Annotated in this window: 14 protein-coding genes; 5 read left to right on the top strand and 9 right to left on the bottom strand. The window is 69.5% G+C overall.

Annotated features, from left to right (window positions below):
* Nucleotides 1-78: 78 nt before the first annotated feature.
* Together MicB006_RS32520 and MicB006_RS27790 are read left to right on the top strand one after the other, a co-directional pair.
* Entirely contained in the window at nucleotides 79-705 is a 627-nt protein-coding gene (locus MicB006_RS32520) for a G5 domain-containing protein (RefSeq protein ID WP_225980533.1), read from the top strand.
* A gap of 284 nt (nucleotides 706-989) precedes the next feature.
* Nucleotides 990-5132, top strand: a complete 4143-nt coding sequence (locus MicB006_RS27790) for a response regulator (protein WP_161565961.1) — start codon at nucleotides 990-992, stop codon at nucleotides 5130-5132.
* A gap of 170 nt (nucleotides 5133-5302) precedes the next feature.
* Here MicB006_RS27790 and MicB006_RS27785 read toward each other — a convergent pair whose 3' ends face one another.
* From MicB006_RS27785 to MicB006_RS27755, 7 genes are all read right to left on the bottom strand, one after another.
* Nucleotides 5303-6607: a hypothetical protein gene (locus MicB006_RS27785; protein ID WP_152037894.1), complete on the bottom strand. Its 1305-nt coding sequence runs from the start codon at nucleotides 6605-6607 to the stop codon at nucleotides 5303-5305.
* On the bottom strand, nucleotides 6604-7287 hold the full coding sequence (locus MicB006_RS27780; RefSeq protein WP_152037893.1) for a GGDEF domain-containing protein: 684 nt from the start codon (nucleotides 7285-7287) through the stop codon (nucleotides 6604-6606). The genes MicB006_RS27785 and MicB006_RS27780 overlap by 4 nt, the downstream gene beginning before the upstream one ends.
* Nucleotides 7288-7528: 241 nt before the next feature.
* The gene (locus MicB006_RS27775; protein WP_116510050.1) at nucleotides 7529-7807 is read right to left on the bottom strand and encodes a hypothetical protein; all 279 of its coding nucleotides are present in this window, start codon (nucleotides 7805-7807) and stop codon (nucleotides 7529-7531) included.
* A gap of 232 nt (nucleotides 7808-8039) precedes the next feature.
* Entirely contained in the window at nucleotides 8040-8492 is a 453-nt protein-coding gene (locus MicB006_RS27770; protein WP_116510048.1) for a hypothetical protein, read from the bottom strand.
* A gap of 5 nt (nucleotides 8493-8497) precedes the next feature.
* On the bottom strand, nucleotides 8498-9544 hold the full coding sequence (locus tag MicB006_RS27765) for a DUF4192 domain-containing protein (RefSeq protein WP_225980532.1): 1047 nt from the start codon (nucleotides 9542-9544) through the stop codon (nucleotides 8498-8500).
* A gap of 414 nt (nucleotides 9545-9958) precedes the next feature.
* Nucleotides 9959-10801 carry a TRM11 family methyltransferase gene (locus tag MicB006_RS27760; protein WP_091424747.1) on the bottom strand — a complete coding sequence of 281 codons (843 nt, stop codon included), beginning with the start codon at nucleotides 10799-10801 and terminating at the stop codon, nucleotides 9959-9961.
* Complete coding sequence (locus MicB006_RS27755; RefSeq protein ID WP_225980531.1) at nucleotides 10794-11369, bottom strand: hypothetical protein; 576 nt, start codon at nucleotides 11367-11369, stop codon at nucleotides 10794-10796. The genes MicB006_RS27760 and MicB006_RS27755 overlap by 8 nt, the downstream gene beginning before the upstream one ends.
* A gap of 316 nt (nucleotides 11370-11685) precedes the next feature.
* On the opposite strand from MicB006_RS27755, the gene MicB006_RS27750 reads away from it, so the two are divergent.
* Nucleotides 11686-12414 (top strand): hypothetical protein, encoded by a 729-nt coding sequence (locus MicB006_RS27750; protein ID WP_225980530.1) that lies wholly within the window; start codon nucleotides 11686-11688, stop codon nucleotides 12412-12414.
* 158 nt (nucleotides 12415-12572) lie between these two features.
* On the opposite strand, the gene MicB006_RS27745 is transcribed toward MicB006_RS27750, so the two are convergent.
* Both MicB006_RS27745 and MicB006_RS27740 read right to left on the bottom strand, forming a co-directional pair.
* Nucleotides 12573-13241: a response regulator transcription factor gene (locus tag MicB006_RS27745; RefSeq protein WP_104113275.1), complete on the bottom strand. Its 669-nt coding sequence runs from the start codon at nucleotides 13239-13241 to the stop codon at nucleotides 12573-12575.
* Nucleotides 13238-14395 (bottom strand): sensor histidine kinase, encoded by a 1158-nt coding sequence (locus tag MicB006_RS27740; RefSeq protein WP_225980529.1) that lies wholly within the window; start codon nucleotides 14393-14395, stop codon nucleotides 13238-13240. Before MicB006_RS27740 ends, MicB006_RS27745 begins: the two co-directional genes overlap by 4 nt.
* 168 nt (nucleotides 14396-14563) lie before the next feature.
* On the opposite strand from MicB006_RS27740, the gene MicB006_RS27735 reads away from it, so the two are divergent.
* Together MicB006_RS27735 and MicB006_RS27730 are read left to right on the top strand one after the other, a co-directional pair.
* Complete coding sequence (locus MicB006_RS27735) at nucleotides 14564-15337, top strand: ABC transporter ATP-binding protein (protein ID WP_192900150.1); 774 nt, start codon at nucleotides 14564-14566, stop codon at nucleotides 15335-15337.
* The gene (locus MicB006_RS27730; protein WP_116510044.1) at nucleotides 15331-17760 is read left to right on the top strand and encodes an FtsX-like permease family protein; all 2430 of its coding nucleotides are present in this window, start codon (nucleotides 15331-15333) and stop codon (nucleotides 17758-17760) included. Before MicB006_RS27735 ends, MicB006_RS27730 begins: the two co-directional genes overlap by 7 nt.
* Nucleotides 17761-17764 lie beyond the last annotated feature (4 nt).

Genomic DNA, 17764 nt, shown 5'->3' with positions numbered 1-17764 from the left:
CATATCACCGGACGAACGCGTCCCATTATGCTCGCCGAGGCCGGACGCTTCTGGCGGTGGTCCGCCACACTAACCAACGTGAGCACCCACGACCATCAACAGCGCGGCGGGAATCTAAGGTCAATCATTGTCAGCGCCACGATCTTGGCGGTGCTCGGGTTCGGCGCAGTAGCCGTAGACGCGGTCACCGACGGCGAGATAGCAAGAGGACCGGCGCCCGCACCGGCATCCACTACGAGTGGCGCAACCAGGATCGCTGCGACGGATGCCGCCAAGTCGTCGCCCGCCGTCACACCAAGCCGCGCCGTGGTGGAAACCTTGACCGTCACCGCTACTGAGCCAGTCCCATACCGGACCAAGAAGGTCAAGGATTCGTCGATGCCGAAAGGCATCACGAAGTTACGGACACGCGGCGTGGAAGGCACCAGGACACTCAGGTACCAGGTAACTGTCATCGACGGGGTAGAGACAGCAAGGAAGGTGGTCAAGACGCAGGTCACGACGAAGCCAGTTACCGAGGTCGTTGCAGTCGGGACGAAGAACTGCGACTTGAACTACCAGGGCTGCGTACCGATCGCGAGCGACGTGGACTGCGCGGGGGGCAGCGGCAACGGACCTGCCTACGTGAAGGGTCCGGTGAAGGTGATCGGCTATGACATCTACAAGCTTGATCGGAACAATGACGGCTACGGCTGTGACGAATAGGTCGCAGGTCTCGCCCTCGGCCGTGGCCCCCCGAACTCACGACGCCAACTCCGCCTCGCACGGCGCGGCCCCGGTTCCTGGAAATATGCGCGTACAACTTGACTGGCAGCTTCACCCTGCGCCGTTGTCGACCAGCTTACGCACGGCTCAACGACTTACGACCGTCCCTTGTGTCATGCGGTCCGGCTAGAGTTGCCCGAACTTTTCGTTACCTGGAGGACACCGCCGGCATGCCCCGATCCGCCCTCGCCTCTCTTCCCAGCCTGCCCGCTACGGCGGATGACGTGCCGCTCGGTAGCCCGCTCGTGGCCGAACTCGGCAAGCGCAGCTGGCGGGTAGGCGATGACCCGCTGCGGGCACGGTGGTTACGGCTCGCGGCCTGTCACTCCACCTACCTGTACGAGTTCGACCGGCCGCCGATCTCGGTTGCTGCACTGGCTTTGCTAGGCAAGGTAGGGGCCACCCATCTGGCGCTCGCGGGAGCCGACCTGGTGGTGGAGCGCACTCGTCCCGACAAGGTCGGCAAGCAGAACCATCTCGTTGCACACATGCCCGGCTGCATTGCCAAGCAGGTCGCCGACAGCCTGGCCGTCGCCGAGTCCATGAACCTGGGCAGAGGCGAAGAGCCTAATCGCCGGACCACGTCGCGCCTGGCTGAGGACGTCATGCACCAAGCCCTCGGCGTGGTGGTGCTCCTCGGCGGCTACACCACCGTCAGGCGGCTGGTGACGGAGGTCTACGAGCAGGCACTCCAGCAGGTGCTCACGGAAGGCATCGACTGGTGGGGTGAGCTGGCCCGGCTCGTGCCCGTTCAACAGCTCAGAATTCGGGACGATGAAGAGGGCCCGGACCACGACCGGACGTTCACACGGGAAATCGTCGACAACCGGGGACGACGTGGGCGTGGTGACTCCCCGAAACGAACCGGCGCGAGGCACCTAGCGGCCCAGGATTACTTGCGCAACGTGGGCCTCTACGGCGAGGTCGTCGCGCGCCTCGGTGACCGCTCAATCTCGCGGCTCACCGAGGCGCCCCGTCGCTTCGCATCAGCGGATGGCCTACAGGAACGCACAATCACAGAACTAGCCGCCACACTCCGGCTCGCTGCAGAGCACAAGGCCTACTTGCAGCAAGCTCTCACGCATAAGTCATGGACTTACGAGAATCAGCCGTTGGTCCGCCAGGCCCGGCAGAGAGACTATGAGCTCTTGGCCAACCACGGGTCCTTCGTCGTCAGGGCGGTGTCGGCGGCGGAGTTCACCCGCGACCTGCTGCGCCGCACGCTCAAGCCCGAACCGGAGGACGGTGCGATCCATTCGCTTCCGGAGCGTTGTTATGTCGACATGTTCGACCGCCTCGTGGCGGAGTCGGCCGTGCTTCGCGGGCGCGGCGAGGCCGAATGCAAACCCCGAATGAAGGCGGAAGCCTTCCAGGCGATCGTGGCGGTCGCCTGGCGCTTCGGTGAAGCCGGCCTCCCGGAGACGCTGCGAGGTTGGATATTGCGGGAGACCCGCGCGCGGGAACTCGACGAGCTGAGCCGGCTGCAGCGCCTCTGTACCGCCTTCGGCGGCGAAATCTCCCCGAGCTATACCTCCGCCGGCCCGGCGCACGACTCGCGCTTCACCGCGACCCTGACTCTTCGTATCGGCGAGATCGAGATCGTTCGCACCGGTCCTCCGACTCCCGGGAGGAAGGAGGCCACACGGCTGGCCGCAGAGCAGTTGTACCAGCTCTTCACCCTGAGATCAGACTTTCCGGCGTCTGGCGGAACAGCCGCGGAGCGTGAGGAGAGCATGCTACTTCTGCGCCACCTGGCTCGGCGCCTGTCGATGCTTCGTGGCCGTGACCTTCGACGCTGTGTAGAAGACGGAGTTCTGGGATTGGGCCTGCTGGCCGCCTCGGACGGCAGCCTCCGCGACTTCCTCAACTGGGCGAAGGAAGTTGACTCGCTTGTCGGCCCGATGGACGACGAGGTCTTCAACGATCTGGTGGCCGCTTACGGGAGCGTGGTCAAGGCACGATCGCGGCCGAGGCTAGAGGACGCCTTGCGGGACTTAGCGGCCTGGGTACGGAATCTCGACCCGGAAGGCAACGTCGTGGTTCGCGGGGCACCCCAGTGGGAGCTCCTCCTGGCGGTGGCCGGAGCGCTACGGGCTGGTGCCGCCCGGGAGCAGAAGACGGTGAATCAGCTGTCCGGCTCGTGGCCAGTGCAGGGCCCCGAGTCGACTTCACTCCTCTCCGCGGTTGATGCTGCTGCCATCAGTGAGCTGCTCCGCGAATTCTCCAACGCCTCCGTCGGAACGGTCGATTTCCGGCGGGCTTCCGACGGCGTGCAGCTTGAATGTGTCACGACAGCCCCGGACGCAGCCCACCGTGTCCGTACCTTGGTCGGCCTACTCGCCGAGACGGCGCCTGGCCTTGAGGTGGTTGCTGGACCCGACACGCACACGATCAGCGCCGCCTACTCCCCTGGGCCTGCCGACCGGTCCTTTGCTGCCGCCGGCAGCCTCGCGGACGGCTGCCAGGACCAGGACGGCATCGAGATCTTGGCGAACGTCCTGCACAGGCTGAAAAATGAGCTGATCGGCATGGAGGACGTCGCGCAGAAGGCTGCGCTGGCCACCGAACGGGTGACCCGCTTCCACCGGCTCGCCGATGCCGCCCGGCACCACGAAGCGGCCCTCCAATTGGCCAACCACCTGGATCGCACCAACCGAGCGCTGGCGGATGCCGACGAAGAGACAGTCGAGTTGGGCCGCTGGCTTGATGAGTACTGCGCCGCCAAGGTCCTAGAGCTCAGAGACAGGGCCAATGTACGCCTGATCGCGCCCGCCAACTCCGGCCAGTGTGAGGTGGCGTTCTCGGCGTCGCTGCTGCGGGGGGTTCTAGACAATCTCGTCAAGAATGCCGTCGAGGCGATGCCGAATGGTGGCCAGATCATCGTCGACTGGTACACCGAGCCAGGTCATGTATTCCTCATCGTTCACGACGACGGCCCAGGGCTGCCCGCCGAGATTCGCGAGACATTCTGGCGTGACGAAACGGTCACAACCACCAAGGAACACGGCTCAGGCATGGGGCTGTGGCTGGTCCGCATGGACCTACGTCGGCTGGGTGCCACGATCTCCGACGACCCGGCCGCGCATGGCCAACGGTGGGTCATCGACCTGCCGCGCGAGGAGGTTATAGGCGGCCTACCGGAGCGACGATCGGCGACGAGCCCGCAGGTGAGGGCTGCGTCCCGCCGCACGGTCAGGGTGTTGCTCGTGGATGACCAAGAGAACGTCGCTCGAACGATGGCCGGGCACCTTGAGTCAATCGCCCGGGTAGAGATCGCGCACGATGGTGAAAGCGCCCTGACCAGGCTCAGCACCGAGCACTACGACATCGTGGTCACCGACCTGCAGATGCCACCCGAGCCCTGGGGTGGGCTGTGGCTGCTTGGGCGTATGAAGGATGAAGGCCGCCGAGTGCCGGTTGTTGTGCTTTCCGGTGAGGGCAGCTTCGACCAGGCAATCGATGCACTCAATGCGGGCGCCTTCAAGTACGTGACCAAGGCGGACGCGGCAGAGAAACTTGCTGCCGTCGTCGAGGAGGTCCTGTCTCATCTCCGCCGGCACAGCCGCAGCGACCTTCAGCATCTACCACTACCGGTGGCACTCGGCCTGCAGCGTTACGAGTCGGAGATGGTGGCCAACCTGCGAGTGCGGGCAGGCCATGCGGCCTTGGAGGACGCACTCCGCTTCATCAGCGCGGTAGGGATCGGCGAACTCGTGGGCGGCCACCCGGACGCACGAGTGCCACGGCCGGCACTCGCATCTCAGATGATGCTGGGCAAACGTGTTGAACTGCTGAAGGTGCTCGAATCGCGGCTGGCACAGGACTCTTATGCGGGGCAGGTCATCCGCAGTCTGGATCTGGACGCGCTCGCCGTCGTGAAAACCGGTCGCAACGTGGTCAGTCACAACTCCGAGCGCCCCAACGACGAGGTGACCCGCATGCTCGACGAAGTGGATCCATTGCTGGAGCAGTTCGCGACAGCCTTACGTCATATCCCGGACCGCACCGTGATGATCGCTCAGGGCCTGCGCTTCGACGCCAAACGGTATCGGGTTACCGCGTTCCACGTGACTGGTACCGGTCCGGTGCTGCCGAGTACCGAGATAACCAGCGACATCCCTCTAGCTGAGAACTCGGTCGGCCTGTACAACCCCAGCACAGGTTCGTGGGTGCCAGTCGGTCCGTGGATGACCGCCCGGCCAGGCGACACACGCGGCGAGTGGCAGATCTCCGTTGTCGAAGGCGTCAACCTCCGCACGACCCTGCCAGCAAAGCTCGCCTACCAACCGTTCGGTGGCGGCACGAAGTGGGCGGCAGAAGCTGATGAGAGCGCCAATGAGTTGATCCGCCGCTCGGTTGCAAGGTGAGGGAGGGTTTGCTGCACCGGCAGGCAACCGGCGCGCGTCCTTGGCTTTTCGCCGGCTCAGTGCATGGTGAGTGTCGGCCGATGGTCTCCGTGGAGGCGACTGTACGCAGAGCTGAGCTCTTGCTGATAGTGGTGACAGGGGACGAGGCCCCTGTCACCACTGGCATCAGGTCACGCTGGTCGTGGTGTCCCCTCCTCACCCTGCGGTTTGTGGCTGCTGAGCATGCGAACGGTGGTACTGCTCTTCACCGGCGACTCGGCTGGCCCCTTCAGGAATGGATTGATGTAGACCGGGCGGCGAAGCGATCGGCCTGGGCCGTGGGCTTGGTTGCGCCAGTGGCCGGAAACCCAGAACCGGCTACTCTGACGCCGCCCTTGCTCCCCCGGCGTCGTCTCTGCTGCGTCGCTCGGGCTGCGGCGGCCGCGGATCCGCACGATGCGCACCTCTGGTTGGTCCCGCTTCGTACGGGCATAGGCCTTGGCGATGGTTTTGTCGACTCTCGCGACGTCGACCTCTGCGGCCTTCTGAGTGATCAGCAGCCATGTAGCGAACAGGGCGGCTGCGGGGTGGTCGGCATCGATCAGATGTTGCTCGGTGAGGTGGGCGGCCGTCATGGGTACGAGCCAGCCGACTTGCTCCCGGAGCCGTTGCAGAGGTTTGCCGTCGAGTCCGGCCCCGATGGCGCGGTAGAGGACCACCTGCCAGCCGTCGTTGGCCAAGGTCCAGGAGGCGGCGGTGATCTGGTGTTGGGTCACGGGCCGCGACCAGGTGATGAGTACGTTGGCCGGCGGGCCGAGGTCGTGGCCGATGGTGAGGGCGGTGAGCTGCGTGGCGGCGTGTTCGGCGAGGTCGGTGAAGTCGTCGTCGATCCAGTACAGGCGCGACTGGTCGAGTCCGTCAGCGACCTGGGCGCGTGTTTCGGTAAGTCCGAGCGCAGCGGGCAGGTGGTCGTTGCCTCGGTAGAGGTGGGTGAGCCGGTCGCGCACCTTGGGCAGGTCCTTCGCTGCGATGGATGCCGCTGGCCAGGGGGTTGTGGTGAGGAGCGTGCGGTCGGGGAGGCGGGCGTCGAGGAATGCCAGGTGCAGTTCCTGGATGCGCCCTCGTACTTCCGGGTTGGTGCGGACGTCGAGGGCTTGGACGGCGCGGTCGACGACCAGGTCTGGGCGGCTGTCGTCGATGTGGGTTTGGCAGGTGGCGCATGCTGCCCACGTCTCGCCGAAGTTCTGCACGACGGTGGCGGTGGAGCCGATGGCGACGGCGGTGACGTTTGCGCCGTGCAGCGTCCAGATCGGGTAGGGGTCGCCGCAGAAGTCGCAGGTCCGGCGGACGGTGGCGAGTTGGCTGACCGGGACGGGCTCGGGGGTGTGTCCGTCGGTGGCGAGGTGGACCGGGTGGACGTGGGTGGGTGGTGTGCCGAGGGTGTTGAGCGGGACCAGGCAGGTGCGGCAGGCCATCTCTTCGAGTGGGGTGGTCATGCTGGGGCTCCGTCGATCGGGCGTCGGCGGTCGCGCAGGCGTGGTCCGCGGCGGTGGGGCGCGGGTGGCATGGTCATGCCTGGCTGGTAGGTGGCGTATCGGTTCCGCCCGTTGCGTTTGGCGTGGTACATGGCGACGTCGGCCCGGTGGAGCGCGACGTCGGTGAGCGGATCGGTGGCTTCGACGAGGGCCAGGCCGATGCTGGCGGTGACAGAGTGCTCGTCGGTGCCGAGGGCGACGGGCTCGGCGATGATCGTCGCGAGCGCGTCGGCGATGCGGTCCGGTTCGCCAGCGCGGGTGGGTAGGAGGACGGCGTATTCGTCGCCGGCGAGCCGTGCGGCGGCGCCCCCGTGGACGGCGGCGAGGTCGGCGATGCGGTCGCCGATGGCAATGAGGAGTTCATCGCCGTGGTCGTGACCGTGGGTGTCGTTGACGTGCTTGAAGTCGTCGAGGTCGATCAGGGCGACGATGATCGGCTGGGCGGAGGGCTCGTCGGCGAGGGCGGCGTGGACGGCGCGGAGGCCGGCGCGGTTGAGCATGCCGGTGAGCGGGTCGTAGAGCATCGAGCGGTGGGTGTCGGCGAGTTGGTGGCGTAGGCGGTGGATGGTCGGCCAGGCGGTGAGCCGGCCCAGGACGTAGGCCACCACGGCGGTGGCGATCATGAGCAGTGGTCGGGACACTGGGGTCCTCCTTTCGGGAGAACCCGGGACGCGGACGTTTCGTAGGCGGCGCGTCCCGGATCCTGATACGACGACGGCCCGCCAGTGGCGGGCCAGTTTCGGTTCTTGCTGCAGGAATCGCGGCACTGGTGCCGAGAGCGTTCGGGCCAGGGCCAGGCCGGCGGCGCCGGACAGCGGCACGTCGAACCGCACTGCAGATACGACAGCAGCCAGTCACCTCGTGACTGGTCGCGAGATGGTGTCAGCGGCGTACCGGGTGTTTGGCCTGGTCGGCGCGGAGCCTGGCCGGGAGCTCGGCGGGGATGTCGGCGTAGGGCTCAAAGGCCGAGAGCACTTCGGCCGGGTCGAGAATGGTCTCGACCCGGCCGAGGTGGATGACGGCGGGTTGCCGATCGGGTTCGGTCACCGGGTCCCAGGTGAAGTCGACGAGGGTGGCGACGTAGGTGCGGTGTGGGCTCCAGCCGACCTGGATCGTGTACCGGTCAAAGCCCGGCTTGGGTATCAGGGTGTAGAGGCTCATGGGTTCCTTTCGCGGAGATCTCGCGACGTTGCCGAGTCCACGCCTACGACGACCCGCAAGCCGCAAAGGCTCACCCGGAGACCGCCAGCGGCACTAGTTCTCCGGTGCCGCGCTCCCCCGCTCTTGACCCCTGCGGAAAGGCTGGCGCTGCTCGGGCCTGTCACGCGCGTACTGCGATAGGCGCGACGGGAGACTGACCTCCCGGGCGGCAGGCGTCGCGGCGAGCTGGGGCTCAAGCCGGACGGTGTCGGAGACGTTCCTCCGCCGCCTCGATGACCTTGTCTCGGCGTGCGGCGGGAAGATCGGCGAGCAGTTCGACGTAGTGCTGTTCCTGTGGGGTGAGCGGTTCGGCGAAGGCCTGCTTGTACGCCAGCCGGGCTGCTTCGTGTTCGGCCTCGATCGGGCCGCTGTGGTCGTAGGCGGAGGCAACCTCGCGGAGTTGCGCGGCTGCGGCGAGGGGGTCTCGGGACAGCGAGGTGTCGTAGAGACGGAAGTTCGCGGGCAGGTCGGCTGCGGTGATGGCGGTGATCAGGCAGAGGTCGGCTTGGACGCTGTAAGGCCACGAGTTGCCGTGGGTGGGTGTTTCGCCGCGGGCGCGCAGAGCAGCACGCTCGGCATTCCAGGACAGCCGGGCTTCTTCTGCTCGGCGGGCGAGGGCCAGCAGGATGGCGCGAACGGGATCCATGATCGTTACTCCTGTTCCATCGGGTCGTCGGGCAGGGCGAGCGGTTCGGAGTCGGCGTCGGCGAGGGCCTCCTCGATGACGGTCGGGGGCACCCCGGCCTGTAGGGCGTGAAGGACCGTCTCGGCGAACTGGTAGGTGCTGTCGATGTGGAGGGCGTGTTCGGCGGCCATGGCGGCGAGGACGCCGTCGCCGCAGCGCCAGGCGGTGACGGCGAGCAGGGTGGCCGGTGCCGGTACGAGCGGCTCGTCGGCGCGGCGGGTGATGTCAGCCCAGAAGTCGACGTGCCGGCTGTGTGGCTCGGTGAGGCCGACGGCGACGTCCCGGATATCCCGGTCGACCAGCAATGTGGTCAGCCACGCCACCTCGTCATCGGTGAGTCGCGCTCCCGCGTCGTGTCGACGTAGCGCGTCGCGGACTGCCCGCTCACCGGCCTCATACATCGCGGTGCCGCCGACCACGTGCAATGCCTCCAGTCGGATGCGCGCCTCGCGGCTGGCCCGTTGGATGGCGTCGCGCGCGGCGCCGCGCACCGGCGTGATCTGGCCAGCGACCGACGCCCGGTCGGGTCGAACCACGACGCCCGCGATGGTCGCCCGGACCGCAACCGTTGATGCGATGGGGTCGAACGGGGTTCCCTGGGGCGGGCAGCAGGCAGGATTAGCGCAGATAAGGCTGAACAGGCGATCCCCAGCGATCCGCAGCAAGTCGACGACGGGCAGTCCGGCGGCGGCGAAGGCGTCGCTGAGGGCGCGCAGCGCCGGGTCGATGGGGTCCGGCGTACCGTAGCCGATGATCACCACGTGGGTGAGCGGTTGTTGCCGCTGCACGACGGGGATGAACTGATCGGCGAGGGCGTCCAGCTGGTGTGCGTGCTCTGCACCGGTCGGCAGGTCACCGCGAGCGGCGAAGACGATCCGTCGGTCGTCGCAGGCGATGACGACGACGCTGCCTTCGCTGGGATGAAAGCCGATGAGATAGGGCACTGCAGCGGCCAGATCGGCCGGCGAGCGGACTGTCACTTTGTTCTCGGGTGACGACACGATGACCTCCACGATGTGACTCGGTTCGAGGGGATGGGATTGCCGACGGCATGCGGGCGAGCGGGGTGCGTAGCCCTGCTGACAGGTGGTGCCGGCGTCGGCGTCCGGCTCGTGACAGACGGCAGCGGCGGCCACCCGAGTGGTGGCCGCCTGACCGATGGATGGAGCGCCTGATCGCCGAAGACACGAGCGGGCTTGACGGATTGCGGCGTTCTGAGGCTGGCGGTGGCGGCCGACCGGGAGCGGTGGGCGCGATGCCGTCGCGGACGCGTCAGACGAGCGCGAGAGGAAGAGAAGAGAAGGAGCCCTGAGGCTATTCGGGCTCCCGGAGACAGGGCCCGACGTGTCAGACCTGGCTATCTGTCAGGTCCTGACAGCCCAGCCGCCGCGGTGCCGGCAGCTCGGCGGCAGCGCCAACAAAGGCGTCTATGGACGCCGTAGCACGAGGACGTCCTCGTGCGCGATCAAGTGCATGGGAATGCCGTCGTCGCGGGCGCGGCGCACAGCCAACAGCACGAACATGTTGGCCCGGTGGACGATCTGCCCGTCGCGGACAGCGGCGAGCATCGCCGCGCACCGCTGCACCGGGATCAGCCCGACCGACCGGGCGACGGCGAGCAGCTCGCCAGGCAGATCTATCAGGTCGTCGCGCTGGCGGCGCACCGGCCGGCAGGTGATCACGACGATCCCGCCGGGGCGCAGAAGCCGGTAGCTGGCGGCGAGGATCGTGGCGAACCCATCGAGCAGACGCGACCAACCACCGTAGGCGAGGTTGCCGCTGTGCCGGTCCCCGTAGTGGTGGTGTCGCTTGCGCACGCCGGCGCTCGTCGTCTGGACCAGTCCGTGAGTGCCGCGTCCGTAGGGCGGCGAGGTGAGCACGAGCGAAACTTGGCCGACGATGGTTGCGGGCACCAGGTCGAGCAGTCCGGTGGCGTCGCCGGTGAACACCCGCGCGGTTCCGGGGGCGTTTTGCCCCGTGGCAAGAGCGATGTTGGCCTCGGCGATGGCGGTGTAGCGGGGTTCGATGTCGATGCCGAGTCCATGACGGCCGAGGTGCATGGCCTCGACCAGGGTGGTCCCGACCCCGCACATCGGGTCGAAAACCAGATCCCCCGGCCGGCTGTAGGTGGCGATGGCATGAGCAGCCGCGTGGGGCAGCATCTTGGCCGGATGGCTCGACGTCGTCGGAATGTACCGGCCGCGCCGCTGGTCACGGGCGGGTATCTGGCAGGTCAGCCACACCGAGGTGATCGGAAGCGAGTCACCCATGGCCGTCGCCGCGCTGCGTGGTGCCTCGGGTCAGGATCAGCACGTCGGTGTGGATGTCGAGGTGCGTGCGCAGGCCACGCCGGGGCGGTCGGTCAGCCGCCACGACGTGCTGCAGATACATCAGTCCGCTCCGCTTGGCGGCGACGACCACGTCGACAGGCAGGGCAACGTCGTCGTGCGGCAGCAGCACCGCGACACAGCCACCAGGCAGCAAACTCGCACGGCAGCGGGTGAAGAACTCTTCCGGCGCGGCGGCCTCGTGGGGCGGCCAGCCGGACACGATCAGCGTCGCCGGTTCCGGGCCCCGCTCTCCAGGACCCGCCAGGGTCAGATGGGCACGGCGCTGCGTGCCGATAATCGCGCGGGCCAACTGCGGCCCCACCGTCAAGTCGATGATCAGATCGGATGAGTGGCTGAGATTGTGGACCAGCCGCACGCCCATCGCGTTGGACATGGTCTCCCCCGCCTGCGGCGCGGGGACCGGCCACACGGTGATCGGCACGGGCGGGTCGCCGGGCACCACATCCCCTACAGGATCGGGTGCGCGACGTGGATTCTTGTCGGTCATAGGCACGGTGGCCCCCAGACCGGCGGACGTACTGACGATTCCCAGGGCCGCGCTGACAGGCCGATCGAACCACCCCCGGTCTGACAGGACCCATCACCCCGGCGGCAAGCGGCGCCAGGTCAGCAGGTCGACCCGCTCTGACCGGTGTGGGCCTGACAGGGTCGGACACGACCCGTCCGACCCTGACAACCGACTCTGGTGTCAGGCTGAGCTGTCCCAATCGAGGGCCTCGGGAACGTCGCACCAGGCGACGTCCTCCGGTCGAGGGGACCTCACCGTGGCACCAACGACGCATGCAATGCCGACCCACACGGCGTTGAGCACCGCCGAGAAGGCGTTCGAGCTGCTGACCTGCGAACCCGCACCGCTGATGTTCGACGCCCGTCCGGTACCGGGCCTGCCGGACCGGCCACTGCCGCTGGACGAGCTACGCACGTTGCTGCTGGGCGAGCATCACAGCAGCGACACCACCGACGTGCTGTGGCGACAGTTGGCCCACCACGCCCGCGAGTGGGGGCCGGCCTGGGTCGTAGGCGCGATCGGCGTCGCGCTCCCGGCGCTGACGCACCTTGCGGCAAGGATCAGCCGCGGCAGTCGGAGGCACGCCGACGATGTGGACTCCGAAGTCCTCGCTGGTTTCCTTGACGCTCTCCGCACCGCAGACCTGGCGCCGCCTCGGTTATGGCTCCGGTTGTGCTGGGCTGCCTGGCGCGCCGCAGTCGCGGTCGTCAAGGTCGACGATGGTGAGGAATTGCCACCCGACCTCGCTACCGGCTCGCGGACACCCAGAATGCCCTATGGGCATCCTGACCTGCTGCTCGGCCGGGCAGCTGCCGCTGGCCTGATCACCCCCGACACCGCCGAGCTGATCAGCGCGACCCGTTTCGGCGACGCCCTGATCGAGCACTTGGCCGGCGAGCAAGGGGTGACCGCACCTGCACTGCGGATGCGCCGGCGTCGTGCCGAGCACCTCGTGGCCGCCGCTGTCAGCCGGGGCGACCTGTCCGGCCCGATTCCTTCCGGGTACCGAGCTCAGAAGCACTGACCATGGCCGTCGAACCCTCCGGGGGCGGAGCGCCACGGCGTGAAAACCGCAAGGAACCGAGGCGCGCCTCTTCGGCACGGTAGGCGGATCCGCGCACCTGCTCCTCGTTCCGTCCCCGTCGGTCTCCGTACTCGGGCCGGTGCAGAGGGGCGATGCTCTCAGCGCAGGCGGCCAGGCTCGACCAGACCCGTTTCGTAGGCGACGATGACCAGTTGCGCCCGATCGCGTACCGCCAGTTTGGTCAGCAAGCGCCCGACGTGCGTCTTCACGGTGGCCAGGCTGAGACCGAGGTGCGTGGCCAACTCCGCGTTGGACAGGCCCCGGCCGATCAGCGTGAGCACCTCACGTTCCCGCTCGGTCACCCCGTCCAGCCGTGGTGGCAGCGGCCGGGCCGGTTCGGGCCGACGGGCGAACTCGTCGATGAGCCGCCGGGTCACCGTCGGCGCGAGCAGCCCTTCTCCGGCGGCCACCACCCGGATGCCGGCCAGTAGTTCCGCCGGCGGGGTGTCCTTGAGCAGGAACCCGCTGGCTCCGGCCCGCAGTGCCCCGTAGACGTACTCGTCCAGGTCGAACGTGGTCAGGATGACGACTCGGGTGCCGGCGATGGCGGGGTCGCCGCAGATCCGCCGGGTCGCCTCGATGCCGTCCATCTCCGGCATCCGCACGTCCATCAGCACCACGTCCGGCCGGTGCTCGGCGGCCAGCGCCACAGCTTCCACGCCGGTGCCCGCCTCGCCGACAGTGGTGAAGTCCGGCGTCGAATCGACCAACAGCCGGAAACTGCCGCGCAGCAGCGCCTGGTCGTCGGCGATCAGCACCCGGATCACGCGGCCACCCGATAGGGCACGCGCGCCGTCACCGCGTAGCCGCCGCCGGAGCGTGGCCCGGCGTGGAACTCACCTCCGTGCGACGTCACCCGTTCCCGCATGCCGATCAGCCCGTGCCCCGTCCCGCCGGACAGCACAGGCCGGCGGCCGTCGTCGGTCACCTCGACCCGGACCTCGCGAGGCGTGACGGTCACCGTCGCCCGGCAGGCGGCCGGCGCCGCGTGTTTCACCACGTTGGTCACCGCCTCCTGCACGATCCGGTACACCGTCAGTCCCACCGACTTTGGCACCGCGCCGGCCGGTTCCTCCCGCCGTACGTCGAGCCGAACGTCCACCCCACCGATCGCCGCCTGCCGGGCGAGCACGGGCAGCTCGTCCAGCCCGGGCACCGGGGCGTACGGGGTGTCCTCACGCAGTATGCCGAGCACCCGGCGTACATCGGTGAGCGCGTTGCGGCCGGTCTCCTCGATCACCCGCAGTGCGGCCCCCGCCTCGCGGGGGTCGGTCTCGGCGACGTGGTTGGCGACTGCCGCCTTCACCACGATGAGGCTCAAGGTGTGGGCGACCACGTCGTGCAGTTCCCTCGCCACCCGTAACCGCTCCTCGGCGACGGCCTGCCGGACCACATGCTCACCCTGCCGGGCGGCGAGGGCGCGTCGCTCACGGACCAACCAGCCGATCGCCCAGGCGGGCGCGATCATGACGGCGGCGTAGACGACGGCACCGGTCCGCGACCAGAGATCACCAGCGGTCAGCGCCAGCGCGACGCTCACCAGAGCGAGACAACCGGCGGCGCTGAGCAGCGACCGGCGGGTGGCTGTCGACGCGCCCACCGTGTAGAAGGACAGACCGACGGCGACCGCCGGCGCGGCAGCGGCGAAGTTGGGGATCACGCCGGTGACTAGGGCGGCTGCGGTGCTGCCGCTGATCATGACGGCGACGGGGACCGGCCACCGTCGCCGGACGGCCAACGGCAGCCCGAGAGACGTCCCGACGAGCACGGACACCCAGAGCGGCTCGCGTACGCCACCGTGCAGCGGTGATTCCAGGGCCGCGTACGGGCAGAGCAGCCCGCCGACCGCCACGGCGAGCACGGCGTCCACGACGTACAGGTCCACCGGCCGCAGCCGCCGGGTCAGCAGGGGAGCTGTCACCCGCACGACGGTATCGGCCGGCCGGGTCCGATGCGTCCACCTGCGGGCGGTCATCCCGGAGGACGACGTACCGGTGATTCCGGCTCTCCGCCTCCACCCGGCGGAGGGCCGGAAAGTGTCCACGCCGGCACGACGCGCGCACCCCGCACACCGGGCACCGTGGCGGCCATGACCACACACACGGTGACCCTGACGGGGCTACGCGCGGTGTACGGCACCGGGACCCGGCGGGTGACGGCGCTCGACGGCGTGACGACCGGCTTCGCGAGCGGCACGTTCACGGCGGTGATGGGCCCCTCGGGCTCGGGCAAGTCCACCCTGCTGCACTGCGCGGCAGGGCTGGACCGCCCGGCCGAGGGGACCGTCACCATCGACGGCACCCGCCTCGACGACCTGGGTGAGGACGAGCTGACCCGGCTGCGCCGCGATCGGATCGGATTCGTGTTCCAGGCGTTCAACCTGGTGACCACCCTGACCACGGCGCAGAACGTCGAGTTGCCGCTGCGCCTGGCCGGCCGCCGCCCGCCGGCCCGGGACGTCGCCGCCGCGCTCGACGCCGTGGGGCTGGCTGACCGGGCCGGGCACCGGCCGGGTGAGCTGTCCGGTGGCGAGCAGCAGCGCGTCGCGGTGGCCCGGGCGTTGATCACCCGCCCGGCGGTGGTCTTCGCCGACGAGCCGACCGGCGCGCTGGACAGCGCGGCGTCCCGGCAGGTGCTCCGACTGCTGCGCGCACTGGTCGACGACCAGGGGCAGACCGTCGTGATGGTGACCCACGATCCCGCCGCCGCCGCGTACGCCGATCGGGTCCTGCTGCTCGCCGACGGCCGCGTCGTCGACGAGATGGACGGCGAGATCACCGCGGCGGTGGTCGCCGCGCGGATCGCCGAGCGGGAAGCCCGCCCGTCCGAGCACGCGGCCGCGTCTGCGGGGCCGTCGTGTTGAGCATCAGGCGGTCGGTCAGCGCGTTCGTGGCCGTGGCCATCGGGGTCACGCTGGTCGCGGCGGCCACCCTGCTTCTCGCCTCCGGGCGCCCGCAGGTGCCGGATCGGCTCGCGCGGGCGGCGGTCGTCGTGCAGAGCCCCGAAGCGGGCGCATCGCCGGACTCGTTCGTGCCGACGCGGCCCTGGTCCGCCACCACGACGGCGAAGCTCGTCGGCCGGCTGGCCGCCCTGCCCGGTGTCGCGGCGGCCGTGCCGGACCGGACCTTCTACGCGCAGCCGCTCGTCGACGGTCGCCCCTCGGGCACCGATGGACGGCGGGAGGACGCCCACCAGGGGCACGGCTGGGCCAGCGCCCGACTCGGTGGACTGCGCCTCACCGCCGGCGAGCCGCCCCGCAGGCCCGGCGAGGTGGTGGTGGACCGTGCACTCGGGCTGCGCCCCGGCGTGCCGGTGACCCTGCTGACGGCGGCAGGCCCGCAGCCGTACACCGTTACCGGCCTGGTCGACGGGCCCGGCGTCCATGTCGCCGACGAGGTGGCCGCCACGCTCGCGCCCGGCGTCCGGGCCATCGGGCTGGTGCTCGCGGCGGGCGCGGACCCCGAGCGGGTCGCCACGGCGGCTCGCGGAATCGTCGGCGCGGACGGATCGGTTCTGACCGGCGACGCGCGTGGCGCCCTGGAGCCCCGCAACGACGCCCGCACCCGCTGGATCGGCATGCAGGTGCTCACCGCCACGGCAGCCCTCGCCGGCTTCGTCACGGTGTTCGTGGTCGCCTCCACCTTCGCGTTCACCGTCGCGCAGCGCCGCCGTGAGCTGGGCCTGCTGCGCGCCGTCGGCGCCACCGGGCGTCAGGTCCGCCGCATGGTGTACGGCGAGGCGCTCGTCGTCGGCGCCGCGGGCGGGATCGCCGGCCTGCTGGTGGGCGGCGGGCTCGCACCGCTGCTGGGTCGGCTCCTCGTCGACACCGGCTTCGAACCGTCGACCTTCAAGGTCGGGTACGAGCACTGGCCGGTCGCGCTCTCGCTCGTCGCCGGGCCGGTGATCTCGCTGCTGGCAGTCTGGTCGGCCTCGCGCCGGGCGGCCCGGGTCCGACCGCTTGAGGCGTTGCGCGATGCCGCGGTCGAGCAGCGACCGATCGGGCGGCTGCGCATCGCCACCGGCGCGCTGCTCGTCGCGGTGGGGGGCGCTCTCAGCGTCGGGACGGCGACCGCCGGCGAGGCCCGCGTCGCGGCGCAGTACGCCCTGTACGCGGTGATGGCCCTGGTGGCCGGTGCCACAGTGCTTGCTCCGGCGGTCGTCGGCCCGCTGGTGCGGATGTTGCGGTGGCCGGTGCGCCGACCGGGTGGCGCGATCGGGATGCTGGTCCGGGCCGGGGTGTCGACCGCGACCCGGCGGACCGCTTCGATCGCCGCCCCGGTGCTGCTCACTGTTGCGTTCGCGGTGCTTGTCGCCGGAATGGTGCGGACCACCACGGCTGCCTACGCGGCGGGCCGGGCCGACAACGTCAACGCCGGCTGGATCGTCGTGCCCGACCGCGCACCAGGCCTGTCGGACCAGGCCGTTGCGGCAACCCGGGGCACCGCCCTCCTCCCGACGACGGTCTACGAGAGCGACCCGAACTCGCCGCCGGCGAACCGGCCACTGACCGCGCTCGGCGTGGACCCGGCGGGCTTCGCCGCCGCGAACCGGGCGCTCACCGTCGTCGCCGGTTCACTGAACGACCTGAGCGGCGACGACACGGTGGTGCTCCCCGCCTCGGCGAACCGGCAGCCGGCCGAGCCGTACGCGCTGGTCTTCGCCGATGGGGAGCTGGTGTCGCTGCGCGTCGTCGCGGTCGTCACCGACGACTCGATCCCCGGCGACCTGCTACTGCCCCGATCCGTGGTGCGGGCACACGACCCCTCGGCGCTCACCTCCACGGTGTACGTTGAGGACCGGATCGATCCTCCAATCGGAGCACGGATCGTCGACGTGCCCGGGTGGGCGGCCGAGGCGGACCGCGCCGAGGACCGCCTCGTCTGGCTCTTCACGCTGCTACTGATCGGTGTCTCGGCCGGCTACGGGGCTGTCGCGGTGGCGAACACGTTGCTGATGGCCGCCGCCGGCCGGGTGGCGGACCTGCGGCTGATCCGGTTGGCCGGTGCGACCCGAAGGCAGGTCATCTGGCTGGTCACGGCCGAGTCCGCCCTGGTGGTGCTGATCGGTGCACTGCTCGGAGGGGCTGTCGCGTTCGTCGGTCTGCTGAGCATCCGTGCCGGCCTCGCCGAGCAGGCCGGCGTACCGGTCGACCTGGTGCTGCCGTGGTTCGTGGTCGGCGGGGTGGTGGGCCTCTGCCTGCTCCTGGCGGTGCTGGCGAGCGCACTGCCGACCTGGCGGTCACTGCGTCCCGGTCCCGCGCGGTCTCCCGTCGGCATCGTGGGGTGAACCC

This window comes from Micromonospora sp. B006 (assembly GCF_003408515.1).
GTDB lineage: Bacteria > Actinomycetota > Actinomycetes > Mycobacteriales > Micromonosporaceae > Micromonospora > Micromonospora echinospora_A.
This window is presented reverse-complemented; position numbering and strand designations above follow the sequence as displayed.

Coding starts and splice junctions, on each gene's coding strand:
- MicB006_RS27785 (WP_152037894.1), bottom strand. CDS start 6,607: ATGACCACCCCACTCGAAGAGATGGCCTGCCGCACCTGCCTGGTCCCG.
- MicB006_RS27775 (WP_116510050.1), bottom strand. CDS start 7,807: ATGAGCCTCTACACCCTGATACCCAAGCCGGGCTTTGACCGGTACACG.
- MicB006_RS27770 (WP_116510048.1), bottom strand. CDS start 8,492: ATGGATCCCGTTCGCGCCATCCTGCTGGCCCTCGCCCGCCGAGCAGAA.
- MicB006_RS27760 (WP_091424747.1), bottom strand. CDS start 10,801: ATGGGTGACTCGCTTCCGATCACCTCGGTGTGGCTGACCTGCCAGATA.
- MicB006_RS27755 (WP_225980531.1), bottom strand. CDS start 11,369: ATGACCGACAAGAATCCACGTCGCGCACCCGATCCTGTAGGGGATGTG.
- MicB006_RS27735 (WP_192900150.1), top strand. CDS start 14,564: ATGACCACACACACGGTGACCCTGACGGGGCTACGCGCGGTGTACGGC.